Origin of the sequence: Nitrosopumilus sp. (assembly GCF_025699125.1) — an archaeon.
GTDB lineage: Archaea > Thermoproteota > Nitrososphaeria > Nitrososphaerales > Nitrosopumilaceae > Nitrosopumilus.
Window position 1 is genome coordinate 129726 of sequence record NZ_JAILWC010000004.1, and the last position, 26895, is coordinate 156620.

General features: G+C 35.3%; 37 protein-coding genes. 13 read left to right on the plus strand and 24 right to left on the minus strand.

Annotated elements, in window-relative coordinates:
- Positions 1 to 85: 85 nt before the first annotated feature.
- Positions 86 to 901, plus strand: coding sequence for an NAD(+)/NADH kinase (locus K5783_RS10275; RefSeq protein ID WP_297474186.1), 816 nt, complete (start codon positions 86 to 88; stop codon positions 899 to 901).
- A complete protein-coding gene (locus K5783_RS10280; RefSeq protein WP_297474188.1) occupies positions 891 to 1370 on the plus strand; it encodes a PIN domain-containing protein in 480 nt (159 codons plus the stop codon). Before K5783_RS10275 ends, K5783_RS10280 begins: the two co-directional genes overlap by 11 nt.
- Here K5783_RS10280 and K5783_RS10285 read toward each other — a convergent pair.
- Genes K5783_RS10285 through K5783_RS10325 form a run of 9 tightly spaced genes read right to left on the minus strand, consistent with a single transcriptional unit; the run spans position 1356 to position 6658 of the window.
- On the minus strand, positions 1356 to 2114 hold the full coding sequence (locus K5783_RS10285; RefSeq protein ID WP_297474189.1) for a sulfurtransferase: 759 nt from the start codon (positions 2112 to 2114) through the stop codon (positions 1356 to 1358). The two genes, K5783_RS10280 and K5783_RS10285, sit on opposite strands and share 15 nt — an antisense overlap.
- A gap of 24 nt (positions 2115 to 2138) precedes the next feature.
- Positions 2139 to 2828 carry an ERCC4 domain-containing protein gene (locus K5783_RS10290; protein ID WP_278975624.1) on the minus strand — a complete coding sequence of 230 codons (690 nt, stop codon included), beginning with the start codon at positions 2826 to 2828 and terminating at the stop codon, positions 2139 to 2141.
- 52 nt (positions 2829 to 2880) lie between these two features.
- Positions 2881 to 3270, minus strand: a complete 390-nt coding sequence (locus K5783_RS10295; RefSeq protein WP_297474191.1) for a prefoldin subunit beta — start codon at positions 3268 to 3270, stop codon at positions 2881 to 2883.
- A gap of 23 nt (positions 3271 to 3293) precedes the next feature.
- The gene (locus tag K5783_RS10300) at positions 3294 to 3539 is read right to left on the minus strand and encodes a KEOPS complex subunit Pcc1 (RefSeq protein WP_297474193.1); all 246 of its coding nucleotides are present in this window, start codon (positions 3537 to 3539) and stop codon (positions 3294 to 3296) included.
- Entirely contained in the window at positions 3523 to 3735 is a 213-nt protein-coding gene (locus tag K5783_RS10305) for a 50S ribosomal protein L37 (protein ID WP_109876333.1), read from the minus strand. Before K5783_RS10305 ends, K5783_RS10300 begins: the two co-directional genes overlap by 17 nt.
- Before the next feature lies 1 nt (position 3736).
- A complete protein-coding gene (gene rrp42 / locus K5783_RS10310; RefSeq protein ID WP_297474194.1) occupies positions 3737 to 4555 on the minus strand; it encodes an exosome complex protein Rrp42 in 819 nt (272 codons plus the stop codon).
- A 2-nt stretch (positions 4556 to 4557) separates the two neighbouring features.
- Positions 4558 to 5292: an exosome complex exonuclease Rrp41 gene (gene rrp41, locus K5783_RS10315; protein WP_109876335.1), complete on the minus strand. Its 735-nt coding sequence runs from the start codon at positions 5290 to 5292 to the stop codon at positions 4558 to 4560.
- Complete coding sequence (gene rrp4, locus K5783_RS10320; protein ID WP_297474195.1) at positions 5292 to 5972, minus strand: exosome complex RNA-binding protein Rrp4; 681 nt, start codon at positions 5970 to 5972, stop codon at positions 5292 to 5294. Before rrp4 ends, rrp41 begins: the two co-directional genes overlap by 1 nt.
- Positions 5972 to 6658 carry a ribosome assembly factor SBDS gene (locus K5783_RS10325; protein WP_297474197.1) on the minus strand — a complete coding sequence of 229 codons (687 nt, stop codon included), beginning with the start codon at positions 6656 to 6658 and terminating at the stop codon, positions 5972 to 5974. Before K5783_RS10325 ends, rrp4 begins: the two co-directional genes overlap by 1 nt.
- 60 nt (positions 6659 to 6718) lie before the next feature.
- Between K5783_RS10325 and K5783_RS10330 the strand changes: the two genes are divergently transcribed.
- Genes K5783_RS10330 through K5783_RS10350 form a run of 5 tightly spaced genes read left to right on the plus strand, consistent with a single transcriptional unit; the run spans position 6719 to position 9397 of the window.
- The gene (locus tag K5783_RS10330) at positions 6719 to 7384 is read left to right on the plus strand and encodes a DNA-directed RNA polymerase subunit D (protein ID WP_297474198.1); all 666 of its coding nucleotides are present in this window, start codon (positions 6719 to 6721) and stop codon (positions 7382 to 7384) included.
- Between the two features lie 45 nt (positions 7385 to 7429).
- Positions 7430 to 7777, plus strand: coding sequence for a 50S ribosomal protein L18e (locus tag K5783_RS10335; protein WP_297474199.1), 348 nt, complete (start codon positions 7430 to 7432; stop codon positions 7775 to 7777).
- The gene (gene rplM, locus K5783_RS10340; protein ID WP_109876339.1) at positions 7770 to 8228 is read left to right on the plus strand and encodes a 50S ribosomal protein L13; all 459 of its coding nucleotides are present in this window, start codon (positions 7770 to 7772) and stop codon (positions 8226 to 8228) included. Before K5783_RS10335 ends, rplM begins: the two co-directional genes overlap by 8 nt.
- Positions 8225 to 8674 (plus strand): 30S ribosomal protein S9, encoded by a 450-nt coding sequence (gene rpsI, locus K5783_RS10345; RefSeq protein ID WP_297474202.1) that lies wholly within the window; start codon positions 8225 to 8227, stop codon positions 8672 to 8674. The genes rplM and rpsI overlap by 4 nt, the downstream gene beginning before the upstream one ends.
- A 3-nt stretch (positions 8675 to 8677) precedes the next feature.
- Positions 8678 to 9397: a nucleotidyltransferase family protein gene (locus K5783_RS10350; RefSeq protein WP_297474204.1), complete on the plus strand. Its 720-nt coding sequence runs from the start codon at positions 8678 to 8680 to the stop codon at positions 9395 to 9397.
- Here the strand turns inward: K5783_RS10350 and leuD (K5783_RS10355) are convergent.
- The 6 genes from leuD (K5783_RS10355) to K5783_RS10380 form a co-directional block, all read right to left on the minus strand.
- Positions 9375 to 9959: a 3-isopropylmalate dehydratase small subunit gene (leuD, locus tag K5783_RS10355; protein ID WP_297474205.1), complete on the minus strand. Its 585-nt coding sequence runs from the start codon at positions 9957 to 9959 to the stop codon at positions 9375 to 9377. The genes K5783_RS10350 and leuD (K5783_RS10355) overlap by 23 nt on opposite strands.
- A 1-nt stretch (position 9960) precedes the next feature.
- Positions 9961 to 11376 (minus strand): 3-isopropylmalate dehydratase large subunit, encoded by a 1416-nt coding sequence (gene leuC, locus K5783_RS10360; RefSeq protein WP_297474207.1) that lies wholly within the window; start codon positions 11374 to 11376, stop codon positions 9961 to 9963.
- Position 11377: 1 nt separating this feature from the next.
- On the minus strand, positions 11378 to 11869 hold the full coding sequence (leuD, locus tag K5783_RS10365) for a 3-isopropylmalate dehydratase small subunit (RefSeq protein WP_297474210.1): 492 nt from the start codon (positions 11867 to 11869) through the stop codon (positions 11378 to 11380).
- Complete coding sequence (locus K5783_RS10370) at positions 11866 to 13137, minus strand: 3-isopropylmalate dehydratase large subunit (protein ID WP_297474211.1); 1272 nt, start codon at positions 13135 to 13137, stop codon at positions 11866 to 11868. Before K5783_RS10370 ends, leuD (K5783_RS10365) begins: the two co-directional genes overlap by 4 nt.
- Positions 13138 to 13268: 131 nt before the next feature.
- A complete protein-coding gene (locus K5783_RS10375; protein WP_297474213.1) occupies positions 13269 to 13487 on the minus strand; it encodes a hypothetical protein in 219 nt (72 codons plus the stop codon).
- Positions 13488 to 13563: 76 nt separating this feature from the next.
- Positions 13564 to 14619, minus strand: coding sequence for a Vms1/Ankzf1 family peptidyl-tRNA hydrolase (locus K5783_RS10380; protein WP_297474215.1), 1056 nt, complete (start codon positions 14617 to 14619; stop codon positions 13564 to 13566).
- 112 nt (positions 14620 to 14731) lie between these two features.
- On the opposite strand from K5783_RS10380, the gene K5783_RS10385 reads away from it, so the two are divergent.
- Positions 14732 to 15502 carry a coenzyme F420-0:L-glutamate ligase gene (locus K5783_RS10385; RefSeq protein ID WP_297474217.1) on the plus strand — a complete coding sequence of 257 codons (771 nt, stop codon included), beginning with the start codon at positions 14732 to 14734 and terminating at the stop codon, positions 15500 to 15502.
- A 54-nt stretch (positions 15503 to 15556) separates the two neighbouring features.
- A complete protein-coding gene (locus tag K5783_RS10390; RefSeq protein ID WP_366939192.1) occupies positions 15557 to 16111 on the plus strand; it encodes a hypothetical protein in 555 nt (184 codons plus the stop codon).
- A 2-nt stretch (positions 16112 to 16113) separates the two neighbouring features.
- On the opposite strand, the gene K5783_RS10395 is transcribed toward K5783_RS10390, so the two are convergent.
- Entirely contained in the window at positions 16114 to 16440 is a 327-nt protein-coding gene (locus K5783_RS10395) for a hypothetical protein (protein ID WP_297474219.1), read from the minus strand.
- Positions 16441 to 16539: 99 nt separating this feature from the next.
- Between K5783_RS10395 and K5783_RS10400 the strand changes: the two genes are divergently transcribed.
- Positions 16540 to 17073, plus strand: coding sequence for a hypothetical protein (locus K5783_RS10400; RefSeq protein WP_297474220.1), 534 nt, complete (start codon positions 16540 to 16542; stop codon positions 17071 to 17073).
- On the opposite strand, the gene K5783_RS10405 is transcribed toward K5783_RS10400, so the two are convergent.
- Genes K5783_RS10405 through K5783_RS10420 form a run of 4 tightly spaced genes read right to left on the minus strand, consistent with a single transcriptional unit; the run spans position 17066 to position 20615 of the window.
- Positions 17066 to 17506 (minus strand): hypothetical protein, encoded by a 441-nt coding sequence (locus K5783_RS10405; protein WP_297474297.1) that lies wholly within the window; start codon positions 17504 to 17506, stop codon positions 17066 to 17068. The genes K5783_RS10400 and K5783_RS10405 overlap by 8 nt on opposite strands.
- A gap of 50 nt (positions 17507 to 17556) precedes the next feature.
- A complete protein-coding gene (locus K5783_RS10410) occupies positions 17557 to 18519 on the minus strand; it encodes a 2-oxoacid:ferredoxin oxidoreductase subunit beta (RefSeq protein WP_297474222.1) in 963 nt (320 codons plus the stop codon).
- Positions 18509 to 20419 carry a 2-oxoacid:ferredoxin oxidoreductase subunit alpha gene (locus K5783_RS10415; RefSeq protein WP_297474223.1) on the minus strand — a complete coding sequence of 637 codons (1911 nt, stop codon included), beginning with the start codon at positions 20417 to 20419 and terminating at the stop codon, positions 18509 to 18511. Before K5783_RS10415 ends, K5783_RS10410 begins: the two co-directional genes overlap by 11 nt.
- A gap of 49 nt (positions 20420 to 20468) precedes the next feature.
- Entirely contained in the window at positions 20469 to 20615 is a 147-nt protein-coding gene (locus K5783_RS10420) for a hypothetical protein (RefSeq protein WP_200829037.1), read from the minus strand.
- 49 nt (positions 20616 to 20664) lie between these two features.
- Between K5783_RS10420 and K5783_RS10425 the strand changes: the two genes are divergently transcribed.
- The gene (locus K5783_RS10425; RefSeq protein WP_366939193.1) at positions 20665 to 21633 is read left to right on the plus strand and encodes a D-glycerate dehydrogenase; all 969 of its coding nucleotides are present in this window, start codon (positions 20665 to 20667) and stop codon (positions 21631 to 21633) included.
- A gap of 193 nt (positions 21634 to 21826) precedes the next feature.
- Here the strand turns inward: K5783_RS10425 and K5783_RS10430 are convergent, their stop codons facing one another.
- On the minus strand, positions 21827 to 22201 hold the full coding sequence (locus K5783_RS10430) for a ChuX/HutX family heme-like substrate-binding protein (protein ID WP_297474225.1): 375 nt from the start codon (positions 22199 to 22201) through the stop codon (positions 21827 to 21829).
- A 26-nt stretch (positions 22202 to 22227) separates the two neighbouring features.
- On the minus strand, positions 22228 to 22509 hold the full coding sequence (locus K5783_RS10435) for a hypothetical protein (RefSeq protein ID WP_297474226.1): 282 nt from the start codon (positions 22507 to 22509) through the stop codon (positions 22228 to 22230).
- Between the two features lie 87 nt (positions 22510 to 22596).
- Between K5783_RS10435 and K5783_RS10440 the strand changes: the two genes are divergently transcribed.
- Both K5783_RS10440 and K5783_RS10445 read left to right on the plus strand, forming a co-directional pair.
- Positions 22597 to 23907, plus strand: coding sequence for an FAD-dependent oxidoreductase (locus K5783_RS10440; protein WP_297474228.1), 1311 nt, complete (start codon positions 22597 to 22599; stop codon positions 23905 to 23907).
- On the plus strand, positions 23900 to 25552 hold the full coding sequence (locus K5783_RS10445) for a peptidase (RefSeq protein ID WP_297474229.1): 1653 nt from the start codon (positions 23900 to 23902) through the stop codon (positions 25550 to 25552). Before K5783_RS10440 ends, K5783_RS10445 begins: the two co-directional genes overlap by 8 nt.
- Positions 25553 to 25764: 212 nt before the next feature.
- Here K5783_RS10445 and K5783_RS10450 read toward each other — a convergent pair whose 3' ends face one another.
- Both K5783_RS10450 and K5783_RS10455 read right to left on the minus strand, forming a co-directional pair.
- The gene (locus K5783_RS10450) at positions 25765 to 26124 is read right to left on the minus strand and encodes a hypothetical protein (protein ID WP_297474230.1); all 360 of its coding nucleotides are present in this window, start codon (positions 26122 to 26124) and stop codon (positions 25765 to 25767) included.
- Between the two features lie 72 nt (positions 26125 to 26196).
- Positions 26197 to 26724 carry a hypothetical protein gene (locus K5783_RS10455; RefSeq protein ID WP_297474232.1) on the minus strand — a complete coding sequence of 176 codons (528 nt, stop codon included), beginning with the start codon at positions 26722 to 26724 and terminating at the stop codon, positions 26197 to 26199.
- Positions 26725 to 26895: the final 171 nt, after the last annotated feature.

A 26895-nucleotide genomic window follows, 5' to 3' on the forward strand; every position in this document is an offset into this window, starting at 1 on the left:
TGCCATTGTTTTCACACTTATTTGTTTTTTTCCAAAACAGACTAAAAATATCATTTTTAAGTACAATGAAATTCAATAGAACTGCTTGAAGCTTCAAAAAGTTGCAGTGGTAAGTAAAGTAGGTTCAAAGGATTCTGAAAAAGCTGCAAAGGATGTTGCAAAAAAATTTTTAGCTAAAAAATCTACTGTTTATACGATTTCCCCAATTGAGGTAGAAGGGGCAGAGAAAATAGAAGATTTATCAGAATTAAAAAAAATAAAGCTTGACCTAGTAATCACTTTAGGAGGAGATGGAACAACACTCAGAGTCTTCAGAAACCTCCAAAACGAGACTCCGATTTTGACCATCAATGTTGGAGGGAATAGAGGAATTTTAGCTGAAATTACAATTGAAGAAATTGATAATGCAATAAATGAGATTTTAAAAGATAATTTCTTTTTGGATAAAAGAATCAGAGTTGTTGCATCTTGTGGAGGAGTGGAATTTCCTCCAGCATTAAATGAGATATACATTAGCAGAGTAAACTTGACTAAAACGGCAGAGATTGAAATCAAATTTCAAAATGATACAGTAAAGCAAAAAATGGATGGAGTAATCATTGCAACTCCCAGTGGATCAACTGGTCATTCGTTTTCATTGGGCGGTCCAATCTTACATGAAAGTTTGAATGTGTTAATCATTACACCTGTTGCGCCAGTATACAGATTAGCATCCATTGTAGTTCCAGATGAGAAAATTGAAATTATTTGCTCGCATGATTGCAATATTGCAATGGATGCTCAAGTAATCAAAACAGTAGGATACGAAGAGCCAATAATTATCAAAAAATACAATAAACCAGCAGTCTTCATAAGATTAAAAAAACGAGGACTGAGGCAAATGAGCAAACTTGGATTTTAGAATTTTAGATGCGAGCGCATTTTATGCAGGAGTGCCATTTGGATCAGCTGATGATTGCTATACAACATCTTTGGTTTTTGAAGAAATCAAGCACATAAAGAAGAATCAAGATGCACTCGGAACACTACTTGAAACTAATAGACTAAAAATTAGAGAGCCAGACAAAGAATCAACTATTGCTGCAGTAAAGGCTGCAAGAGATACAGGAGACTATCAGCAACTATCAAAGCAAGATGTCTCAATTATTGCATTATGTATTGAGATGAATGGAGAAATAATTAGTGATGATTTTGCAATTTCAAATGTTGCAAGAAATCTGGGACTTAAAATATCACCAATTATGACTCAGGGAATTATAGATGTTGGTAAATGGGTTCATTATTGTCCAGGTTGTAGGACTAATCACACATCTGGAAATGAATGTCCAATGTGCGGGACGCCATTAAAAAGAAAATTACTCAAGGGGTAACTGTTTGCCGTTCCACTCTACAAAAGAGCCATCATATAGCCTTACATTTTCAAACCCTGCAATCTTTAATTGCAAAAATAGATTTGATGCTCTATGGCCATGCATGCAATAGCAGACAATCTCTTCTTCCTTGGACACATTATTTTGCAAAAACAATTCATCAAGAAATTTTTTCTCTCGGTATAACCCTCCATCATAACTAATTCCCTCAGTAAATGGAATCAATTTTGAGTTTGGAAGATGACCTCCCATGAATTCCTGAGGACTTCGCGCATCTAAAATTTTAAAATCATTGAGATGTTCTTTTAGGAAATCAGATTCTATTCTAATTGCATTATTTATTTTTGGAATAAATTTTGCAGGTTTTGGAACAAATGGTTTTTTTGTAAATTCTAATCCATGTTTTTGCAAATCAGATACATTTGCGTCAAGTAGACAAGTTTTTTCATGTCCAAGATACAAAAAGGTCCATGCAATTCGTGCAACAGACGGATCCATAGAATCACCAACTAGGACAACAGTTTTTGTTTCATCAATTCCTAAGTTGCCAAGTAATTCAGCAATTTTTTCTTGCTCTAATACGAGATTAGAACCGAACTGATCAAAACGGATTACTTGTTCTATTGAAAATGATTGTGCGTTTAGGAGATGGCCATAAAGAAACATTGTTTTTGGACGCGAATCTAAAATCACAACATCAGGATCAGTCAGATGTTCTTTTAGCCAGTCAACTGACACTAACATGAATGATGTAACTTTTCTAAATTATTAAATTATATCATGCAAAGTTTTTTGATCAGATTTTTTGAGATGCTTGCTTTTAGAGTCTAGCATGTTTTTTATTTTCTTTGCCCTAGCTTCCCCCAAACCCTCAACTTTTGCCAAATCCGCAGTTGTTGCAGTCAATACTTTTAATGGAGTTCCAAACTTTTCTAACATTCTAACTGCAAACTTGTCACCAATTCCTGGGAGGCTACAAAGAACGGAGAGTTGCTGTCGTTCAATATCAGATGATTTTTTTATTTTTTTAAGATAAGGTCCCTTGTAGGATTCTTTTCTGGAACACATTGAGACTAGTAATTTTGCAGTGTGAGCTGCGCTAGGAGTTGGAATTACTGGAATTTTAAAATCCAAAACTACAGTTGAGATTGCACCATAAAATATCAAAGGATTCTCTGCTATCTCCTCAATCTCATCTACATTTCCCTCCATGAGAACAATAGGATTCTCAAAGTGTTCCTTTAGTCTTGAGCATTGATCAAAGAGCCTTCCATCAAAGACTGAAGCCATAAGATCACGAATGCTTTTTCTCTCAACGATTGTTTCGGGTCCGACAATATAATCTCCAATAGGTAATGTCTTCATCTCAAGATTCAGTCCTACTGATTTTAAGAGTTCAGGAATTCCACTTTTGCGCTCTCGCTCATCTACAATGATTCGAAGATTTTCTAATTTCACAAATAACACTTGAAAGGAATTGTTAATATCTTATATGAAATTGAATTGAAGATTATTTTCTAGGATTATCTTCTGCAGGGGGCGCACTAGTAGATCCACCCTTCATCATCTCAGTAATTTTTGTTTCTTGTTCTTTGAGTGATTCTTTTAGACGTGCCTCTTGTTTGTCAAGAACAGTTACACGTGTTTTTGCCATTTCTGCTCTCTCTTCTAATTCATCAATGAGTTCTTGTTTTTTTGCTTTAATCAAAACGGTTCCTGCTTGCTTGAAAACGGCATCTCCATCCGCAATTTTTTTTAGTTCATCTAATGCCTTTGCAGTTTCTGCTTTTTCCATTTCGAGATGTTGCTTTTGGGTCATTACTGATTGGAGGCTTTGTTGAGACTGTTGTAGTTTCATTATTTGTTCTTGAAGCCATGGAGGCATTTGTGGTGAAGACATGATTACTCAAAAAATTTATTTCGTTATATCTTTACCGATTCAATTGAATCGTAGCTTGCCTGAATGAGTCTGAGTGTTGAATTAAGATTGGCCCGGAGATGAGTTAATTGATCAGATTCGGCAGTGATTGTAATTTTTTTATCAAACTTTATCTTGGTTTTAACAGGATTTTCAGGATAAAAGTCGTTGTCAATATTTACAGAATCAAAAATTGCCTTTGTCTTATCTTTTGCATCAACTGTAATTTTTGCACTAAAGTTTAATGTCATATGCAGTTCCAGCTACTTTATAGCTGCATTTTTTACAAGACCAAATTCCCACAGCATCTCTACCAAATGTTTTTGAACCGCATTCAGGACAGGTTCTTTTTTCTTTTAATTGGAGATGAATCTTTGTATACTGTTTTCTAAGTTTAATTCCGTAACGAGCGCCCAATCCTTTCAGAGATTTCTTGGTTTTTGCCATTTTACTGACCTGCCATTTGGGCCTGTTTTAATTTTTCTCTTATTTTTGCGCCTACTCGTACTGAAATTTCTCCACATCGATTAATTTCGTCTTGTGTGAAACCATCAGAGCCTCCTTTTTGTAAAGCACAAATATTTCCATCAGAATCAGAAGTAATTGTAATTCTCGCATCCATGCTAGCCCATTCATCTCCATTTGGATCAACTATGATATGGTTTCCAATCTTGCCCATAGTAACTGAGACAGGAATAGTTGCAATGGGTACCGAAGTTTCTTCACCTTCAACTAGCGTTGGGGCATCATCAATCCAATTCCATTTTGGAGTTTTTGATGAAAGTAGTGCCGCAGCTGCAGCATAAGAACATGCATCAAATAGATTACCATCATAATCAACAACAACATTATCTGCAAAGACACCAACTACTGATTTGTTCTTCTCAATTACTAATTGAGAAACATCAATCATATGACTCTCTCTAATTCCTCTATCAACAACTCTTGCCAGTTCAATTACATCAGGTCCAGGCGGACCAGTTTCGACAGTTGGATGAGACAAGGGTAAAAGTTCAGCAGTACAAATGAAAATTCCTTTGTCACCCATATCTGGGAAAGGTCTATCAGGTTGGATTTTAACACCACAAATTACTTCAGTTTCACCAAGGCGAACTCTTGCCGAGCCATTTGCTTTTGGGATTGCGTTAGTTTCAATTAAGATTTCTCTTGGTTCGTCTAGTGCGCGCCCATCTACTCTTTTTCCTTGTTCAAGCAATTCAAGAATTTGTGATTTCTTTAGATCATCAAGAACAGAGGTGGATGTCATTTTTAACCTGCTCCGTTTCCAAAGTATTTGTCTTGTAATGCTTTCTTTTGAAGGTCATAAACTAATTTACAACCTTCGACTCCGACTTGAACACATTTCTTGTATTCTTCGGGTGTAAGAACTCCATCTAATTGCAATAGTGTAATTTTTTCCAGATTTGGCATATAACCAATTGGCATATCTGCTTGACCTGCTTGGTCTTCTTCGTTATTTACATCAAGAATTACAGTATCTGCAACTTTACCTGCTGCAATTGCTGCAACCATATCTCTCATCGGAATACCTGCATCTGCTAATGCAACAGAAGCTGCTGTAAGTGCAGCACATCGGGTTCCACCATCAGCTTGCAATACTTCAATGAATACATCAACTGCAGTTCTTGGAAATTTGTCCAACATCACTGCAGGCTCTAAAGCTTCTTTGATTACTTTGGAAATTTCAATCTCTCTTCTTGAAGGAGCTGGATTTTTTCTTTCTCCAACAGAGAAGGGCTCCATATGATATCTAACTCGTAAAATTCCTGTATCAGTGTTTGACATGTGTTTTGGATGAACGTCTCTTGGACCAAAAACACCAACTAATATTTTGTTATCACCAAATTCAATGTATGCTGAGCCATCTGCGTTTTTTAGTCCACCAGCTTTAATCATGATTCGTCTTGGCTCGTCTACTTTACGGCCATCACATCGAATACCATTCTCGTCCAATAGGACCATTGTTGCGTCTCTTCCGCCCATTATGATTCACCTTTTGAGTCTAACATTTCTTTCACTTGATCAGTCAAATTAGCAACATGTGCTTTTTCATTAACCATTTCGATTGCCTTTTTAGCCTTTAATAATCCCTCGGGCGACTCGCATGAAACTACTACCCAGCCATTTTGACCAATAGTAATTGCAGCATCAGTTGCCATCTCTATCATTTGGATCATAGTACCTCTCTTTCCAATTAGGCGTGGGACTTTACTTGGTGATATTTGTATTAGTATTCCGGTGTCAATTTTACCCAAATCTCTATCAGAAATTGTAACTAGAGGATCACGTGTTCTATCAAAATTGGCAATTCTTGCAGCAACCAGATCACCGGACTTTAGCTTTGACGCAAGTTCATCTGCATGTGCAGAAAAGTCTCGTCCAAAGACATCTTGTGCTGGTAAAAATCCAACATAGCATGAATTAATGTCCAATTCCCACGATAGGGATGTATGAGATATTACTTTACCAATAACAAGATCATTAATTTTTGGAATGTATTTGCCAGTAAGCGGAATTACCTTAACGGAGTCGTCATAAATTTCAGAAATTCCAATAGTAGTTGAAATTATCTTATTTCCTTGAAGTTCTACATTTTGTTCAGGTCTGAAAGGCCCTGTGGTCACTACATCACCTGGAATAACGTATTTTCTTTTATTATCCATTATTTCATTACCTCAACTGTAGCAGAACCCTTGGTTATAGAGCCTAATCTGTCTATCACATTTGGCCTTGCTGCAGCGGGTATTTCAAGTATTGCTTTTAAAGATCCATTATTTTGCCATTCTTCTTTGTTTAGAGAACCTACAGATTTTAGAACGGCATATGATTGAGATGCAAATTGTGCAGGTATTGTTATTTCTAATTTGAGATTCTCAGATTTTAGAGCAATTATTGAACGCAATTTTTCAACAATGTCTTTTACTTGTTCATCTACAGTTTTGTGAGGATCTATTGATACTCGTCCATCTTTCATTGCTTGCTCAATTCTTAGTGGAGGATGTGGCAAGTGAGTTTTGGGATCCACGTATGTTCTTGCAATAAATGTTACAATCTGTTTTCTTTTCTCTTCAATCATTGTTCGTCTTTGCTCAGTTGTGAGATTAAGATCACCTTTCTTGAGAATTATCTCTGCAATTTCTGCAGGGTCTTCAGTTTTGAAAGCATGAAGTAGTTTTTCAGCAGTGGGCCTTGTTCCCTTGCTGGCATCAGTGTAAATTTCATCAGAAACTAAAATTGACGAGATATCCTTTTTCTTACCTAATCTGTAATCTAAGGCAGGATCAGGCTTTACCATAATTTCAAATTTTTCTCCCTCGTAAGAATATCGGACCAATGTATAATCTGCCATGTCTAAAGCATCTATGACAATTTGGTATTTATCTATACGTAAAACTAGCTAGATTTTTATGTGGACTTTGAAGATTTTGTTCAAGATTTGTCATCCTTAGAGGTAATTAGCAAAGATAATCAAAAAATAGCTATAAAGCTAAAAGGCGTACCATTACAATATGCAAATGCACTAAGACGCGTATGTCTTAATGGTGTCCCAGTCTTTGCAATTGATACAGTAGACATTATTGAGAATTCCTCAGTATTGCCTGATGAAGGGCTAGCACACAGACTAGGACTAATTCCATTAAAAACAGACTTGGGTAGATTTAATGAACCATCAAAATGTGATTGTAAAAGTGAGACAGGATGTTCAAACTGCAGAGTAATGTTAGTTTTAGACTCTGGAGATTCGGATGTTACAAGAACCATTCTTTCAAATGAATTGTCTTCTGAGGATGAAACAGTAAAGGCAGTTTCAGATAAAATCCCAATTGTTCAACTAGCACCAGGTCAGAGAATCAAAATAGAATGCTATGCAAGACTTGGACGTGGAACAGAACATGCAAAATGGAATTCTGCAAACATTTCAACATTAATTGACACGGATAAAGAAAACGAGAAAGTGCTTACCGTGGAATCAACCGGTGCATTAGATCCAGAACAGATTGTTCTTGCAGGTGTGGAAGAAGTAAGCAGCAAACTAGGCCAATTCAAAGAAACCATTGGCAAAATTGAAGAGTAAATAAAGCATAGACATTATATTTGGGTTTCAAGGCGCATTATTCACATGACTAATCAAGTAGTTATCCAGATGGCGAAGGATCTGAAAAAGGCATCAACTAAAAATGACGCTCCAATTTGGGCAAAACTAGCAGAGTATGCACTAAAACCATCCATTGCAAGAAGAGATCTCAACTTGAATAGAATTGGGCAACTAACAAAGGAAAACGACATCGTAGTATTTCCAGGCAAGGTTCTAGGAACAGGCATTGTTCCGCATAAAATTACATTATTCTCATTTTCAATTTCAAATACTGCTGCAAACAAAATCGTAGAAAAAGGTGGAAAGATAATTAGTTATTCAGATTTGATTGAACAAAACCCAACAGGAAAAGGAGTCGTATTACTTGGCTGAGCAAGTCATAAGAACTGACAGACCAATCGTAGTCGATGGAACAAATCACATCGCTGGAAGATTATCATCATATGTTGCAAAATTACTAATCAAAGGAAACAGAGTTTCAATTGTAAATTGTGAAAAAATCATGATGAGTGGAACTAGAGTAAACCAAATCAAAGAATATAGAGAATTTTTAGAAATTAACAGTGTCATTAATCCAAAACACGGACCAGTGCATTATAGAAGACCAGATACACTAATTGCAAAAATGATTCGACAGATGCTACCATTTGATAGAAAACCATCTGGAAAAGAGTCATACCAAAGACTAAGAACATACATTGGATCTCCAAAAGAAATCAAATCGTTAGAGAAAATTCAATTTGAAAAAGCAAAAATTAAAAAAACTGCTGCAAACTATACAAGCGTAGGCGAATTATGCAGAATTATAGGGTGGACTGAATGACAACTCCAAAAACAGAAATTTATTTTGCAACCAGAAAAAGAGCTAGTGCACATGTCTACATTACAAAGGGACAAGGTAAAGTAAGAATTAACAATGTTCCAGTTGAAATGATTCCTCAAGAAACTGCTCGTGAAGTAATTTTAGGACCGCTAGAAATCACAGGTGACTTGAGAGACAAAATTGATATTTCTGTAAGAGTTAGAGGCGGAGGTTTTATGGGACAAGCCAGTGCAGCAGCAACTGGAATTACCAGAGCACTCATCGGATGGACAAAATCTAAAAAAGATCCAAAAGATCATCCTCTTCCAAAATCTACCAGAGAAGATCTTCGAAAACGAATCACGGATTTTGATAAGTATCTAGTCAGCGGAGATGCCAGGCAGAAAGAACCAAAGAAATTTGGTGGACCTGGCGCTAGAAGAAGAAAGCAGAAATCATACCGTTAGACTGTGAAGGCCATAATTTTAGCTGGCGGCAAAGGTACTAGAGGCAAACCATACACAGAATATTTTCCAAAGGCAATGTCGCCAATTAATGGAAAGCCACTAATTGACTATGTGGTAAAATATCTAAAATCATTTAATTTCATAAAAGAAATAATCATAATTTCTGATTTCATAGGATTAGGCGGACAAATCAAAAATTACTATGAAAATCAAGAGGGCATTACCTTTGTTCAAGATTCTCAGAGTGGTACCGGTGGAGATTTACTTCACATCGAGAACAAACTCAAAGGCGAATCAGAATTTGTATTATGGTTTGTAGATAACTTGTGCGCAATAGATCTAAAAAAGATGAAAGAGCAGTTCGTAGATAAAAAAAGTACTGCATGTATTGCAACAAGATCAAAAAGAAAAGAAGAAACAGGATTCGCAGTAGTCAAAGATGGAATAATTCAAGAATTCAAAGAAAAACCAGTTATGAAATTGCAGCTCTCTGAATGCTTGGGAATCTACATGTTAGGAATTGATGTCATCAAAAGAATAAAGGCCAAAGCAAAACAAAAGGAGATCAATTTGTCATATGATATTTTGCAGCAACTATCAAAGGAAGGAAAGATTAGTGCGTATGACATTGGAGATGTTGAATGGATTGATGCAGAATCTCCAATGGTTTTAGAGCGAAATGGGAAAACAGTAAAGAAGATTATAAAACAGATGGGATTTTAGAATTCTTTTCAAACTCGGTAATTTTATCTTCGTACTGAAAAGTCTGTGCAATATCATCTAATCCTTCTAAGAGAATCTTTTTCAAATGAGAGTCAATATCAAAATGAATTTCTTGAGAGGAAGTTTTGATGGTTTGGTTTTTCAAGTCTACACTGATGGGGTCTTTTTCATTTTGAAGTGAATCAACTGTTTTTTCATCAAGGGAAATTGGCAGGATTCCATTTTTGAAGCAGTTGCTAAAGAAGATATCAGCAAAGGATGGTGCGATTATTACTGAAAAACCATAGTCTTTTAGAGCCCAAACGGCATGTTCACGACTAGAACCGCATCCAAAATTATCACCGGTAACTAAGATTTTAGATCCGTCATACTTTAATTCATTTAAGACAAAATCAGATTTTTTGTTTCCATTTTCGTCATATCTCCAATTAAAAAACAAGAACTTTCCAAATCCAGACTTTTGAACCAGCTTAAGGAATTGCTTTGGAACAATTTGATCAGTATCGACATTTATTTTATCAAGTGGTGTGACAATGCTAGATATATTTTGAAATGGTTCCATTCTAATTCAAATCCAATTTCCTAACATCAACGAAATGCCCATTTATTGCAGCAGCAGCCGCCATCACTGGACTAACTAAGTGAGTTCTTCCACCAGTTCCTTGTCTTCCTTCAAAATTTCTGTTTGAGGTACTTGCGCATCTCTCACCAGGAGATAGAATATCAGGATTCATTCCTAGACACATACTGCATCCGGCTTCTCTCCATTCAAAGTTGGCGTCAATGAAGATTTTATCAAGACCCATTTCCTCTGCTTGTTTTTTTACCATTTGAGAACCTGGAACCACCATTGCTCTAACGTGTGGCGAAATTTTTTGTCCCCTTACAACTCTTGATGCTTCAATAAGATCTTCTAATCTTGCATTGGTGCATGAGCCAATGAACACTCTATCAATTTTTATTTCTTCAATTGGAGTTCCAGGTTTAAGATCCATGTAATCAAGTGCTTTTTGTGCACTCTTCTTTTGATTAGGATCACCTTTTGAATAATCATCTGGAGATGGAATTGATTCAGTTATATCACAAGTCATTCCAGGATTTGTTCCCCAACTAACTTGAGGTGCTATATCATCAATGTGTAAAGTGAATTGTTTTTCAAATTTTGCATCAGCATCAGTCTTTAGATACACTTTCCATGTGTCAACTAGAGATTCGTAATTTTTCGGAGTGTATTTTCTGCCCCTCAGATAATCAAAGGTTTTCTCATCAGGTGCAATCAAACCTGCTCGTGCGCCTGCCTCAATGGACATATTACATATGGTCATCCTCTGCTCCATCGATAGATCCTCTATTCCTTCTCCCCTGTACTCAATTACTGTGCCTGTTCCGCCTCCAGTTCCAATATTTTTGATAATAGAAAGCACGATATCTTTAGCAGTTACTGCATGAGGGTTCTTTCTTTTTCCCTCCACTCTGATTTCAAAGGGTTTTGGTTTTTCTAACCACATAGTTTGTGTTGCCAACACATGTTCAACATCACTAGTTCCAATTCCCAATGCCAGTGCACCAAACGCTCCATGAGTTGAGGTATGACTGTCGCCACAGACAATTGTAGAACCAGGTAAAGTAATTCCCAATTGAGGCCCAATCACATGTACTATTCCCTGGTTTGGGCTGTTAATATCAAATAGTGTAATTCCAAAATCTTTACAATTTTTTTCTAGTGTTTGAATTTGAACAGCAGATGTTTGATCCAATATTGGCAGAGATCTATCATTTGTTGGAACATTATGATCCATGGTAGCTATAGTAAGATCAGGTCGGCGAACCTTTCTGTTATTCATTCTCAATCCATCAAAAGCCTGAGGTGATGTTACTTCGTGTACTAAGTGTCTGTCAATGTAAATTAGAGAAGGACTGTTTGGCTTTTCAACTATAACATGAGATTCCCAGATTTTTTCAAAAAGAGTTTTTCCCATTTTAATCCTGGTCTGGCTTGTACTTGAAGAGACCACCTGCAGCAATAATTTTCCCTATAATTTCTGAGAATGGTTTCATTTTGTAGGTCTGGTTTTTTGTGATATTTTTAATTTCATTTGCAGATAGATTAATCTCAACTTCGTCGCCTTCTGCAATTCCATCATATGCATCTTGTTCAATTTCAATTGGCAACAAAAATGCACCATCTACTGCATTTCTGTAAAAAATTCTTGCAAAAGATAATGCAAGTACTGCCTTTATTCCTGAATGAGACAATGCAATTGGTGCATGTTCTCTACTTGAGCCACATCCAAAATTTTTTCCGGATAAAATAAAATCGCCTTCCTTTACTTTTGAATGAAAGTCAGGATCAAGTCCCTCCATTGCATGAGTTGCAAGTTCCGCATAATCGTGTACCTTGAGATACTGGCCCGGAATAATTACATCAGTATCGATGTTATCTTGAGCATATTTTATGATATTTCCTTTCATTCCAAATCCCTCGGATCAGTAATTTTGCCAGTAACTGCAGAAGCAGCTGCAACTAGTGGAGAAGCAAGATATGTCTGAGATTCAACATGCCCCATTCTTCCAGGAAAATTTCTGTTTGTAGTACTGATGCAGATTTCATCTTTTGCCAATACTCCCATATGTGCACCACAGCAAGCACCACATGTAGGTGGACCTACTGTCGCTCCAGCATCAAGAAATATTTTCAATAATCCATTCTCCATTGCACGTTTGTAAATTGAGATTGCTGCAGGTAAAATTTCAGTTCTAATCTTCACTGTTCTTCCTTTGAGAATTCTTGCAGCTGCCTCCAAGTCTTCATATTTTGCTCCAGTACAAGAGCCAATGTATGATTTGTCCAATTCAACATTTGGGGATTCCCGTACAATTGAAACATTTTCAGGAGAAAATGGTTTTGCAATAGTTGGCTCCATCTCTGATGCTTCATACTCAAAAATTTGGGAATACTCTGCGTCATCGTCTCCTTTAATTAAATTAAAATTCGTGGCACCTCGGCTTGAAAGATAATCAACTACTTTTTGGTCTGGTTCCACAATTCCGTTTTTTGCACCAGCCTCTGTAGTCATATTACACATTGTCAATCTACTCTCAACTGACATTGCATCAATTCCGCTTCCACCAAACTGCATTGTTCTGTATGCACCACCATCAGTTCCAATATCCCCGATAATTTTTAGAATCAAGTCTTTGGCCATAACATGATCTGGCAGTGTTCCATTTAGCTTAAAATACATAGTTTCTGGAACCTTAAACCAAATCTTTCCGTTCAACAAAACATATGCAACATCTGTGTGCCCCAATCCACATGCAAATGCACCTAATGCGCCAGTAGTATTTGTATGAGAATCCCCTCCCACATACACATCTCCAGGCATCACCATTGCCTCCTCATGAGAAATGGTATGACAAATTCCATACTGCCCCATTCCATACTTGAAGTGTTTTTCAATTCCATACTGTTTAGTAAAATTTGATAGTTTCACAATATTTTCAGCCGATACTTTTTCAGCCGATGGCACAAAATGATCTTCGGCTACCCAAACCTTGGTAGGATCCCATAATTTGTCAACTGAGATTCCTTGCTTCTTTAGTTTATCAAATACCTTGATTACGCCTGGTCCAGACACATCATGGACCATTACCTTGTCGACATTGGCAAAAACCACATCATCAGGGGCAACTGATGATTTTCCAGAAGCGCGTGCAAGAATCTTCTCAGCAATATTCATAATCCAAAAAGCTTGCTCTACAGATTAAAAGCTTTACAGAGTTTGTAAAAACAGTTATTTCACATCTTCCTAAAAGAAATAACTAGATTACTAAAACCCAAGAACGTTTTCTAAATATTATTGCAATTGGTTTAGAAAAATTGCATATTCTGATTTTCTAAAACTTTCTTTACAGAATCCAGATATTGTTTTCTAGTCGTAGGGATTGATCTCCATTTTGATACCATTATTTCATCTAAAATTTCATAGACTTGAGTGATTTCGGTGCCTGACTCCAGTTTTTCTCTTGCGATATTTGCCAATTCTTGTATTCGTAATTGTCTTCTCCAAGTTTGCACACAGTCAGCCATGGAAATTTTTTAATTTAATGATCTAAAAGGATCACTATCAAATCATCACATATGAGATTTATCGGTATTTTTGAAATTACTTTATTTTGTATCTAAGAATGGCTATAACTGAATTATCAAGTTCTAGTTTTTGGATAATTTTTGGAGAAGATGCGAACTCTATTTTGCATGAGGTGTTTTTTGCAAGCTCCAACATTTTCATTATTTTTTTAAATTGGGAATCACTGTAATAGTTTGCAGAGACAATCAGAGTATCAACTGCTCCAGTTTCCAAAGCTTTGAAAATAACATCATTTCTTTTCGCTGTAAGTCCTTTTTTGACTAGACTTTCATATTTTTTAATAATTTCTGCTACGTATTTTCTTCGGTGCTGATAAAGATGATGAATTATTTTCTTTTCAATATCACTAATTGATGTTGAAAAAGACAAGTTTTCTACAAACACACATTTTTTTGCCAACTCTGAATCAAGTTCATCATAAAATTCGGTTTTTGCATGACCATTCCCGCCCAACAAAATCAAATCTGAATTCAAATCCACCTCACGGATTCTCTTTGCAATTTTCTTAAAGAAAACATGAATTTTTGTTTGTCTTGCCCTCAGGAACCTTCCCTGACTCTGCCCCCCTTTTCTGTGTCTTCCTTGTAAGTCAATTCGAAGTTTTGATTCTAATACGATTTTACTTCCATGGAATTTTTGTATTCGTGCAGATTTTTGATCTAGTGTTACTAACAAAACATCATAATTGGTTTTCAAAATATCTTTGAATGGCTTGATGAATGGCTTTTTGCTTGCCATGTATACATAGGGGAGTTTTTTTGATATTCCAATCACTTTGATGTTTACTTTGTTGTTTTTTATCCATCCAAAAATACACAATGTTTTTGCAAACTTGCCTACAGAAATTGGGTTGTCTCTGAGATCTTCAATTTTTTGTTCAATTTTTGATTCAATTTTTTCAAAGAATTCATTTCGCTTTGTTTCTTCTAGCAAAGACACAGTTTCTTGTCCCTTGCCATATGGATAATACACAGATATGCACGAAGTATCAATCTGTTTAACTTCATACAGAAATCGGTTAATTGATAGCCACTCAGAAGGAGAAATGCCAGTATTTGAATTATTTTTCACAAAAGACAATATTATTTGTCTGTAAATAACTAATTCTTTTTAACCAATATTTCATCAAGACATCAAAGAAAGGGTTCATAACAATAAAAAAGAAACACCATATTGAGAAATTATGCAATTAACCGTTTTACCACTTTTATCGGAAAGAAAGGAAGAAAGATTTGATGTTTTTGATGCATTGCTTGAAACTTTGGAAAAAAACAATACAGAATTGCAAGAAGGCGATGTTTTAGTCATTTCAACAAAATACATTTCAAACTCACAAGGAAGAATAGTTGATCTTTCAAAAATCAAAGCATCCCAAGAAGGTTTGAAGATTTCAAAAAAATATCAATTAAAGCCAGAGATTGCAGAAATTATCATTAGAGAATCAGACAAAATTTTCGGAGGAATTGGAGGATTTGTAATTACATCATCAGACAACATAATGGCACCAAATGCTGGCATCGATAAATCTAATGCAAAAAAAGGCAATGCAATTCTGTATCCTCAAAATCCATATCTAATTTCAGAGCAAATTCGAAGAAAAATTTTCTTAAAGATGTCAGTTCATGTGGGAATAATTCTTGTAGATAGCAGACTAATGCCTGCAAGAATTGGAACGTCGGGAGTTGCAGTAGCATGTGCAGGAATAGAGCCAGTTTTAGACATGAGAGCAAAAAAAGATCTTGATGGCAATCCATTAAAGGTCACATTTCAAGCAGTAGTTGACAACATTGCAACTATTGCAAATTACAAAATGGGTGAAGGTGGGGAATCAAAACCATTTGCAATTGTTAGAAACTCAGAAGCTAAACTAACTGATAGAAAGATCAATCCTTCAGAAATGGCAATATCCCCAGATCAGTGCGTCTATGTCAGAGGACTATCAAATCATCCATAATATTAGGTATTTTTTGGTTCTGCTTTAAATAGAGGTATTTTAGTGAAAAAATTAATGGAGTATCTCACCACATACCCAAAGACAGTTTCATTTTTGGATGGACTAAAACACAAAATTCATGTGGATAACAAACAGGGAGTAGAACAACTTCATGTTGTCGTAAAGAAAAGTTTTGAAGAACTAATGAAAATTTTTACCGCAGAAGGATTTACCAAAGTAAAACTTGAGCATAAACAACCAGGACAAATTGGGAACGGCTTGAATTTAAAACTAAAGAAGCCATGGGAGATGCACATTAGAATGGTTGATCTAAAAAAAGGATTAATCGGAATTCATGCCGAAGTTGAAGTATCTAGAGATTATCTTCAGCACTTGTTCTCGCAGAGAACACCAGTAGTTTACGAAGTAGAAGAGATTCTAAAAAAATATTATATAGATTACAGTTTGTGGCATGATAAAATTAAGAAAAACGTTCATGTAATTGTTGATAACTATAAAGTAAAACTTGCAACTCCAAGCATTCCAGTATTTGCATGGAAACCAATGTTATTTGTAATTGGAACAATTGCAGCATTTTATGGTTGGAAATATTTCAACACTATCTTGTAAATCTAAATGCCCAAGGATTCTTCTTTACTTAATTCCAAAAATACCTTATCCCCAACTGAGAGACCCAGATCTTTGTATTCATGCATCTCAAGTTTTAGTTGAGTAACACCTTGCATGCCCATTCCACCACCCATTCCGGACATCATCTTATTTAGATCTTTCATCATATCGTTCATGTTTGTGAATCCCATGACTTTTGGTGTGCCAAAAGGTGATTGTTGATTTTGGGCAGATTCTTTAAGATCTTTAATGGACGATAGTGATACTACAACATATGGTGCTCCATCTGGTGCTGAATCAATACTTTTTACTACAAATTCTTTCTTCATGAGAAGGGTAACTTTTCCATGTAATTTTAATTTTAAGGTCAATTTCGACCAATTTACGTGGTTCGAAGCTTTAATTACGATTTTTGAGATTTCATAGTGATGACTGAGGGATTAAAAACAACACTTCGATATTATGGAATTTCACCGTGGGAGATTGAAGTGCTCTATGGTTTTCTGAATTCACATTTTACAGTTATCCAAGATGAGATTGAGCAAGATGATAGTGATTTTGTAAGTTCCTTGGACATGGAAATTCCACTTGCATTTAATGAGGAATTCTTCCAGTGGTTTGATTTTAAACGCTGGGAAAAAGTGAAAGCGGTTTTCAAAGAGATGAAAAGAAGAAGAGGCACTAGCAACGCACTAAAAGTCAAAATTAATTTTTCTGGAAATCCTAAAATTGTTTTTAGTGTTGATGTCGAAGACAAACAATGGTTTGATAACGCAATTGAAAAGATTGATTTTGTCTTAGAATTATTACCACATCATCTTGATCCTCAAAAACTCCCATCAGAGATATCTGAGATAAGTTACAAGTTTGATTCAGACTCAATTAGATGGCGACTAAATTCTGCATCATCGAAGAACAAAAAATATTCTTTTACCGGAAATTCTTGGAAAGAGATTACTTGAGATCTTTTTGCAGTGGTTCTAATAACTCATGGAGTTCTTTGTATTTTGATTCTAAAAATTCCAAAGCGTCATCTAGCTTTTTGGATTTGCCATACTTAAAACGAATTAATTCACGATGATGCCAAAATGTTTTGCCTTCATCAACTGAGATAGTTGTAAAGTAATCAGCTCCTTTCAAATTATCAGGGATTTTCACATCATGAGGAAATAGCAACTCTACAATAAACCACTCGTCACCATCGGGGTAATCACACCCTGTATCTACATCAAAGAAGACATGAAGTAAATCAGACTGCATAAGGCCGTCATCATTAATTGTGGGATGTTTTATCGCAGACTTTTTAAAGTCTAGATTAACCAATTGGGGCTCAAAGAAACCCTTGATGATCGATTTTCGAAATATTTTGTTAGCTTCGTAAATATTCAAAGACAGAATACACTACAATGAAACTTGCCTATAACTTGTTAGGTTTGTAGCAGAAATTATACTTCTAGTGAATCCAATATTGCAGAGATATCCGTCATCGGTTGGCCGTTTTCAGATATGGTTTGTTTAGCAGGGGGATTTTCAAGATAGTTTGGAATCTTGTCTTGCAATCTTTGAGTGTAAGGAGAGATAGTCTCATTTTTGTAAAAAACACCAATTGGAATCTTGGTGTCCCATTCTAGAGATTTGATTAGGGATTGGGATAGTTTTTCATTTGCTTCTGCTACTGAATCATAATGGACTGCTGGATCATATCCTTGCTCTTCTAGTTTGTAAATTCTCGAATGTCTCTTTTGCGCCTCATCAACTAAATCAGCTCCTGCATACCAATCCCGAGTATTGATATCATTGTAAGTTGGACATGGCTGCAATACATCCAAAAAAGATAATCCTTTGTGTTTTACTGCCTGAATAATCAAGTCTTTGAGATGTCTAACATCATATGAATACCCTCTAGCAACAAAAGTAAATCCACTTGCAACAGCCAATCCGATTGGATTAACGTTGAAATTTGTATTTGGAGAGGGCAATGATTTTGTCTTCTCTCCTAGTTTGAGTGTAGGAGATGCTTGACCTTTTGTTAAACCATAAACACCATTATCAAAAATTATGTAAGTCATGTCCACATTTCTTCTTCCTGCTGCAACAAAATGCCCTGCGCCAATTCCCAATCCATCACCATCACCACCAACTGCAACAACAGTCATCTCAGGATTTGCAATCTTTGCACCTTGTGCAAACGTCAAAACACGTCCATGCAATGTATGAATTCCATAAGTATTGATGTAGTGAGATGTCTTTCCGGAGCAACCAACTCCAGAAAACATTGTTGCTTTATCTCTTTGAATGCCCATCTCAGCTAAAGCCATTTGAATTGCATTTACAATTCCAAAGTCTCCACATCCAGGACACCAATCATTGTGTACATCTGTTTTATAGTCTGCAAGTTTAAGCGCCATGCATTAAAACCTCCCGTTTGTCAGCTTTATTTTCAACAATTTTCTTAAGTGAATCATAAACTTCAGTACAAGTCATGGCTCTTCCAGTGTATTTTAAGATAAAGTAATCAACATCACGGCTCACATTTTGCTTGAATAGTTTTCCTAGTTGGCCTGAGTGATTTGCTTCAATATCGATAATTGTCTTGGCATCTTTTAGCAACGAAGTTACATAATCAGCTGGAAATGGATGAAGTAGTTTTAACTGGACATATCCAATTGAGATTCCTTCTTTTTTTAGCATGTCAATTGCATCCAAAATTGGACCCTTTGTAGAACCCCAAGAAATTATTGTGTAATCTTCAACACCAAATGATACTGCTTGTTGCGATTGCGGAATATCTTTTAGAATCAGATCTAGTTTGAACATTCTCTTATCCATCATTTTTACACGTAAAATTGGGTCTTCAGTGATATGACCCCATTCATCAGATTCATCACCAGTATTCCAAAATATTCCATTATCCATTCCCAATCTAGAACGTGGCGATATCCCATCTTCTGTAAATTCAAATCTTCTATACCCATCCTCTACTTTTTCTAAGAGTTTACCACGGTTTATTGTGACTTTAGAAGGATCAAATCTCTTACAGGTAATCACAGAACTCGCATGGAATTTATCCATCATGTGAATTACCGGAACTTGAAAAATATCAGCATAATTAAAACAGTTTCCAGTGTCATAGAAACTCTCTTCAATATCACCAGATGCATAAACTATTTTTGGAAAATCTCCATGTCCTGCATATATAGAAAATAACAAATCATCTTGACCATGCCTTGTTGGAAGCCCAGTTGATGGTCCACTTCTCTGATAATTTGTAATTACAATTGGAACCTCATTCATTCCTGCCCACCCCAACATCTCAGTCATCAATGAAAATCCGGGACCAGACGTACATGTTGAAGCACGTGTTCCAGTCAATGCTGAACCAATTGTCATTCCTATAGAACAAATTTCATCTTCGCATTGAATTACTGCAGTAGAGCCAGGTCTACCACCAATAACTTCTACTATTTCATTTGATTCAAGAAATACGGATTCATCTGATGCAGGAGTGATTGGATAGTAAGGCTGCATTCTACAACCACACACCATCTTTCCCAATGCAGTTCCTTGGAATCCTTGAACTAGAATTGTGTGAGGTTCTTTTTCAGTACCGCTCAACTCATAATTGAAAGATTCAAACTTTGCTGCTGCATAATTATATGAATAAATCGCAGTTTCTTGATTAATTTTTGCAATCTCTTTTTTCTTTGCAAAAATATCCCCGATTGTTTTTTTCAGTGAATCAGGAGGCATTTTTACCAATCCCAATGATAATGCGACGCCAATTACATTAAACATTCTAACTAATCCTTTAAGACGAGGATTCTCAGTTTCTTCAGCAAGAGTTGCAAGAATAGATTTGAAAGAAACTGGATATAGTAAGACACCTTTTTCTTTTGCAATCTCTAAAACTCCGGCAATTGTAAAGGGTTTATTTTTTGACTCTAATTCTTTATGTAATCTTTCTTTGAATGGGGCATCAAGAGTGTGAACATCACTTGTTTTTGTTTCAAACAAATCAGAATCATAAATTATCCCACCACCAGAAATTACTTCATCATAGTGACGAAAAATTGTTTCAGCATCAAAAGATACCATTAGTGATACATCATTAACATTTGAGTTGATTTTCTTATCACAGATCCTTACTGTAAAGTAGCTATGTTCACCTTTAATATTAGAATAAAATTCACGTTTTCCAAATACATGATACCCCATCTCTGCACAAACCTTTGAGAAAATATTTGCACCGGATTCTACACCACTTCCCTGTGGACCACCAATTAGCCAAGTAAAATCGGATGTGCTCACAGTAAATTGCCTCTATTTTTAAGTATAATATTCTGTATTGTCAATATGATCAACCTCCAGTAGCTGCATCAAATAATGCGCACTCGCATTTATCTCGTTCACCACAAAAAGGACAAACACATCCACACTTATCAATAGAATTGCCACACTCTACACAAATGGCAAATTCTTCCTCTTCTTCAGATTTAGAAGACATACGAGATTTAGAAAGAAATCGTATAAATGGTTTGAGTTGAATCTCAAGACTGATGAAAAAAGTCTTTCTCACAAGAACTTTACATGATTTTGCATTAAATGAATTGAAAAAAAAGTATCAGATTGAAGTTCATTCGGGGAAAATTCCTATTTCTCAAACAAAACTTAGATCAAAAATTAAAGATGCAGATGGAATCATTTGTTTTCCATATGACAAAATAAATAAAGAAACCATAGAATTAGCAAAGAATCTAAAAGTAATCAGCACCTATAGTGTAGGATTTGATCACATTGATGTCAATTATGCCAAAGAAAGAAAAATTCGCGTAGGATATACTCCTGAAGTACTAACGGACGCAACTGCAGATTTAGCATTCTCATTGTTGCTTGATCTTCTAAGACGAGTTTCTGAGGGTGACAGAATTATTAGAAATGGCAAATGGAAAGTGATCTATGGCGCACATGATTATGTTGGAGTTGATCTTCAGGGAAAAACGCTTGGTATTTTGGGTTTGGGAAGAATTGGTAAAACACTTGCAAAAAGAGCAAAAGCCTTTGAGATGAACATCACATATCACAACAGAAAACCACTCTCAAAATCGAAAGAAAATGCATTAGGCGTAAAATTTGTATCATTTGAAAAGCTAATCACACAAAGCGACATCATATCAATACATGTTCCACACACTAAAGAGACAGACCAGTTATTTGACATGAAAGTATTTAGTAAAATGAAAAAATCGGCATTTCTAATTAATACTGCACGGGGAAAAATTGTAAATGAAAAAGAACTTGTAACGGCACTAAAGAAAAAAATCATTGCAGGTGCAGGATTAGATGTGTTTGAGCAAGAACCAATCGAAGTAAAAAATCCTTTGACAAGATTGGAAAATGTTGTTCTTGCACCACACATTGGCAGCTCAACAAAGGAAACCCGAGCCAAGATGGCAGAGATTACTGTTAAAAATCTGAATCTAGGAATGAATGGAAAAAAGCCGATCTACTCAGTAGGATACTGAATTTTACGCTTGAGTGATCAATTAAAACAATGTGCGGTTTTTATATTGAAATCACAGTATAAAATCAGATTGAAAAAATTCAAACATACTAATGAAGAATTAGAATTAGCTAAATTACAATCTGAAAAAGAAAAGAAGAAAAAAGAATTAGAATAGTATTTTTTCTCCTTGTCTTTTTCAGACAAGGTTTTTTTTAAAAATTAATGCTGGAAGAGTATTTTTGGTTTAAATCCTCATAGAGTTTTTTTCGTGAAGGGATTATTGTTTTTGTTCCATCATACATTTTTGTAAAAAATGCAGCCAAAACACGATCCCCATATTCATCAAAGAATTGTACGCTAAAACTAGTACGTTCAGGTTTTTCTTCTTGTAGAAATTTTGCAGATTTTATCAATTCAGAATTAATATGCATGTGTGCAGGATCGTCATTATCACCGATTGTAATCCACTTTTCTTTTTGTTTAATGTTAAGAGAGTTGCTTCTAACCTCACATGTTGCGGCGTTACTTTTTACGATGAATAAAACATCATCATTTGCAACTATATCAGATAACAATTCGAAAAGCATCACACATACTTTAAATCAAAATTATTTCAATTTTTAGAAGATTTCATGTCAATTTGAACAAAATCAGATGAATCGCCATGAATACAGTCGGTTCCAACTGCTTTTACGGGTGAAAAGAGAATTTTACCTTCACGCATTTTTCCTTCATTTTGTAGTATTCCAATTTTACCTGATACTATCTCTTTGTGTTTGTTGCACGTTACTCCGACCATATATTCATCTTCATCTGCAACAATAGATACGATAAATTCAGGAGGATTAACACATTGTTTTCCTTCTTCCATTACGGAGCATTTATCAGGTAACATCACTTGATTTGAAATTCTATTGGATATTAATCTTAATTCTCAGTGACTGGATTTAATATTGACTAAGACAAAACAAGTGTGAGACATATGGTTCATGATTTTGACATAGTAATTATTGGCGGAGGCATACTTGGAACATCCATTTCATATTTTCTCTCTCAGCTTAACAAATCAAAAAAAATAGCAGTCATTGAGCAAGCACATAGCGTTGCATTTCACACAAGTGGACGAAACACAGGAAAAGTTCACGCACCATACTTGTACAATCCTGAAAAGAAAAAACTGTTTGCAAAAGTTGCATTTCATGGATATGAGATGTGGGAAGAATATTCAAAACTACGAGACTTGCCTTTCAAAAAAGACGGAGTAATTGAAGTTGCTTTGGATAAAAAAGGCACCGCAGTTCTTGAAAAATATCTAAAGTGGGGAAAACAAAACGGCCTAGAAGACAAAGATATTAAACTGATTGATAATGTGGAATTAAAAAAGATAGAACCTGAAATAAAATGTGAATCTGCTCTATATGTATACAAGGATGGATCTGTAGACTATTCCGTATTTACAAATTCTGTAATGAAAGACAGTAAGGCAAATGGAACAAATTTCATTTTAGACACCAAGGTCACAAAAATAAAAAAAGCAAACAACAAGTGGGCAATTACATTAAATGGTGAACACGAGATATGTGCTAAATTTTTAATTAATGCTGCAGGCGGAGAGGCAATCAACATTGCACATGACGTAGGAGTCGCAGAAAAATTCACAGATGTGCATTTCAGGGGAGAATATTGGAGAGCTCCAAAAGAATATCATAACTTGACTAAAACAAGTGTTTACTCTGTTCCAGAATTTCCAGACTATCCGTTTTTAGATCCACATTGGATAATCAGAGTAGATGGCAGTTGTGAGATTGGCCCCAATGCAGTTCCAGTTTTTAGCCCATATGGATACAACAAATCAGAAAACATCAAAGAATTTATCCCAAAAATGCTAGAGATGTTAGGTTCTGGTGCAAGAAAAGCAATTTTTGACAAACAGTTTCAGGAGCTTGCAATTAATGAGATACAGTCATCAATGTCAAAATCAACAATGATTAACAGAGTCAAAAGATTCTTGCCAAAGATTGATCCAGATAAAATTACTGAAAAGGGGACTGCCGGAATTAGATCCTCTGTAATTGATGATGATGGAAAGTTTGTTCCAGATGTAATCTTAGTTGATGATGATACATCATTTCATATTTTAAATTACAATTCACCAGGAGCCACTGGCGCATTGCCATTTGCAGCACACATCATTAACCATCTAAACAAAACAGGACTCTTTGAGAGTGAAACAGTGGATGCCCAATGCGGCCCATGGAATTTCTCTAAAATATTAGAGAAATTAGGTGAATAAACCAGAATCGTATTTTAAGATCTTCAAAACACCTAAACTTGTGATTCCAAAGGTAATTTTGATAGTTTTTTCAATATTGTTTGTAGTTTCGTTTTCTCCAGTTCATGCACAGCATCATTCAGGTTCTCTTGCTCCACCTATTGATTTTGATGGGTTAAAAGTAGCATTAACTACAATCCTTTTTCCAGAGGATTTCACTTCTGACGATTCAAATAATGCCAATTTATCAATTAGGTTTTTTGATAGTGAAACGAATGCAAATATCAAAAGTGTCACATATCGCGTTGAGATATTTCATGAAAATAACTTAGTTGCCAATGAGTATTTTTTTGATGAAGATGGAAAATTGGATTTAGAAATAAAGCCAAAAACAGGATGTCAAGAAAAAGAACTTTGGAAATGTACAAAGTATTATGGTGAAAAACATGCGATAGCTGGTGCTTACTATGCAAGAGGAGATTCACTTCCAGTCATTCAAGGTCCTGTTTTTGATAAAAGCGGACAATACAACATCAAAGTCTCCATAGTGGGTGCAACAAATCCAAAAACAATGACTACAAAAGACTTACTTTTTGAGACTTTTGTAAGCATTCCGCAAAAGGAAATATTCCTTATCAAAACAGCAAATGCTCAAGAATATCCAATATCAATAAAATCATACAACAGCAAAATTTCTAATTTTAGTTATGATGAACTAGCAGATAAAATATCATATGAAATACACTTGGATAACGAACATGCAATGCAGCATGATTTTATTAGCAAACATGCAGTAATACTTCAAAAAGATTTCTCATCTTTCAAACAAGGATATGATTTGAATGTGTTTGTACAAGGAATAAAACTTGAAGACGATTCTGTAGAGTTTGATATTTCATCTCCGGATCAAAACATGATCAGAGCAAACATCACTCATGACGAACTAATGTATATTGAAGACAAAACAGGTAGTAGCAATCCATTAAAAGTGGAAATTTTGTCAGGAGACAAAAAGGTATTCAGTGAACTTAATTTCATCTTTGAAAATGGATTTTCTGCTAATGTGTCATGGGATTCAAATTCAGTTGTGGGTAAGAAAATTCCATTTACATTTGCTTTTTTTGATGCAATAAACAAGCCAGCAAAGGAAGTATTGTTTGCATATAGCATCACAGACTCTGCTGGAAAAGAGATTTGGTCAAATATTGGAACAGGGGACAAATATCTTGGAATTTTGGCATCACATGGAATTTCTCAGGAATCAATTTTAATCCCAACTCAAGGACAGTATAAAATCAAACTAATTCTAACAGGGCAAAACTCTAAAAACTTTGCAGAATTTTTAACATCTACAGCAGATTTTAAGATAGGTCAACCACCAACACAGCAAAAGACAGATGGAGTTCCTTCTTGGATAAAAAACAATGCAGGATGGTGGTCTGATGGAATTGTAGGAGATCAAGAATTTGTTCAATCAATTCAATTTTTAATGAAAGAAAAAATTCTCAACATCCCAGCAACTGAAACAAACCCATCAGAATCTCAAGAGATCCCCACATGGGTAAAAAACAATGCAGGGTGGTGGTCTCAAGATTTAATTTCTGAGAGAGACTTTGTCAAAGGAATTGAGTTTTTAGTCAGTCAGGGAATCATCACAGTAAATTAATTCAAATTTTGGTATAATTTGCATATTGATGATTGAATGGAACCGGGAGGGCGATTTGTCAGATCAGTTTGACACCACTGTATTTAGAAGGATGCACGAGGAACTTCGGAATATTTTGCAGGATTAAAGTATGCAAATGAAAATCCAGTAACAAAAAAATCTCAAAATATGAAGTATGAATTAAGAGAAGTTAGTTTTTTAAAAATAAAAAATCATTGGGAGAAACCCGAACCATCAACATTTCTATCCCATATGTCTACCATAGGGTTTTGTCTTCTTTCAAGTTCTTCCCAATATCCGTTCAATAGCCCCGAAGGAACATTAAATGTGGCAGATACCGTGTCACCTACTTGTGCACTGCAGTCAGACACAACAACACTCATTCCGTATTGGGATTCTCCAACACAACCATACTCCATAACTGCTATTACAGTTACATTTTCAGTAACTTCAGTAGGAATATAGTTCCACGGGGTTACAGTGAAAACTACGGCAACTGCAATTCCTGCAATCATTGCAGATAAAAGCACACGTCGCGATAGTCTTCCTTCTTGTTGTTTTATTTGAACCATGTTTCTCAACCTATATTGACGGATATCAGATATAACATAGAAGACTACATTGTAGTCAATTGCACTTGAATGTTAGGACTGAAAACTAATTGTTATGGTATCATCAGTTATAGTAGTATCACAGTCTTTGTCCAAGGTAGTTTTAATCAATGACTCTAGGAATTGTTTCAAAAACAAAGAGCCCTTTTTTTTAAGATCATGATGTACGCTAAAGACGATATTGCTTGCTGTTTTTTCTAGACTGCATCTTCCATATCCACAAAGATCAAAATAAATTTTAATAAAATCAGTCACAGAGTCCAAAGTGATCTTTTTCCATTTGAACAAAATGAATTCTTTTGCTTCTTGAGCACCGCCTCTAGTGGCTATATCAATTAGAGTTTTTTCATCAATATTACTTAAAATTCTTCGAAGTGTGTCAGTACTCATTCTCAAAGTACCAAATTTTTTGGCATAAATCTCAAACTCCACATAATTTCCGAAGATTTGGTTTGCCAATGTATTTAGACTAATTTTATTTTCTTTGGCAATGGTTCTCAATACTTTATCATATTCTTCATCAATTCTAAATGAAATACTGGATGTCTTTTTACTACTCATGTAACAATGCCTTGATTTTGTACGGATTTATCTATTTAGCTGCATTTAACCACAATGCAGTCTTGGATTTTAAATCATTTAGAAACATAATATGAGATGTGTGTTGATATGGCAAAACAAGATCTTTTTTCTTTCAAAAGATCCAATACCTACGCGGCATAATGATTACCG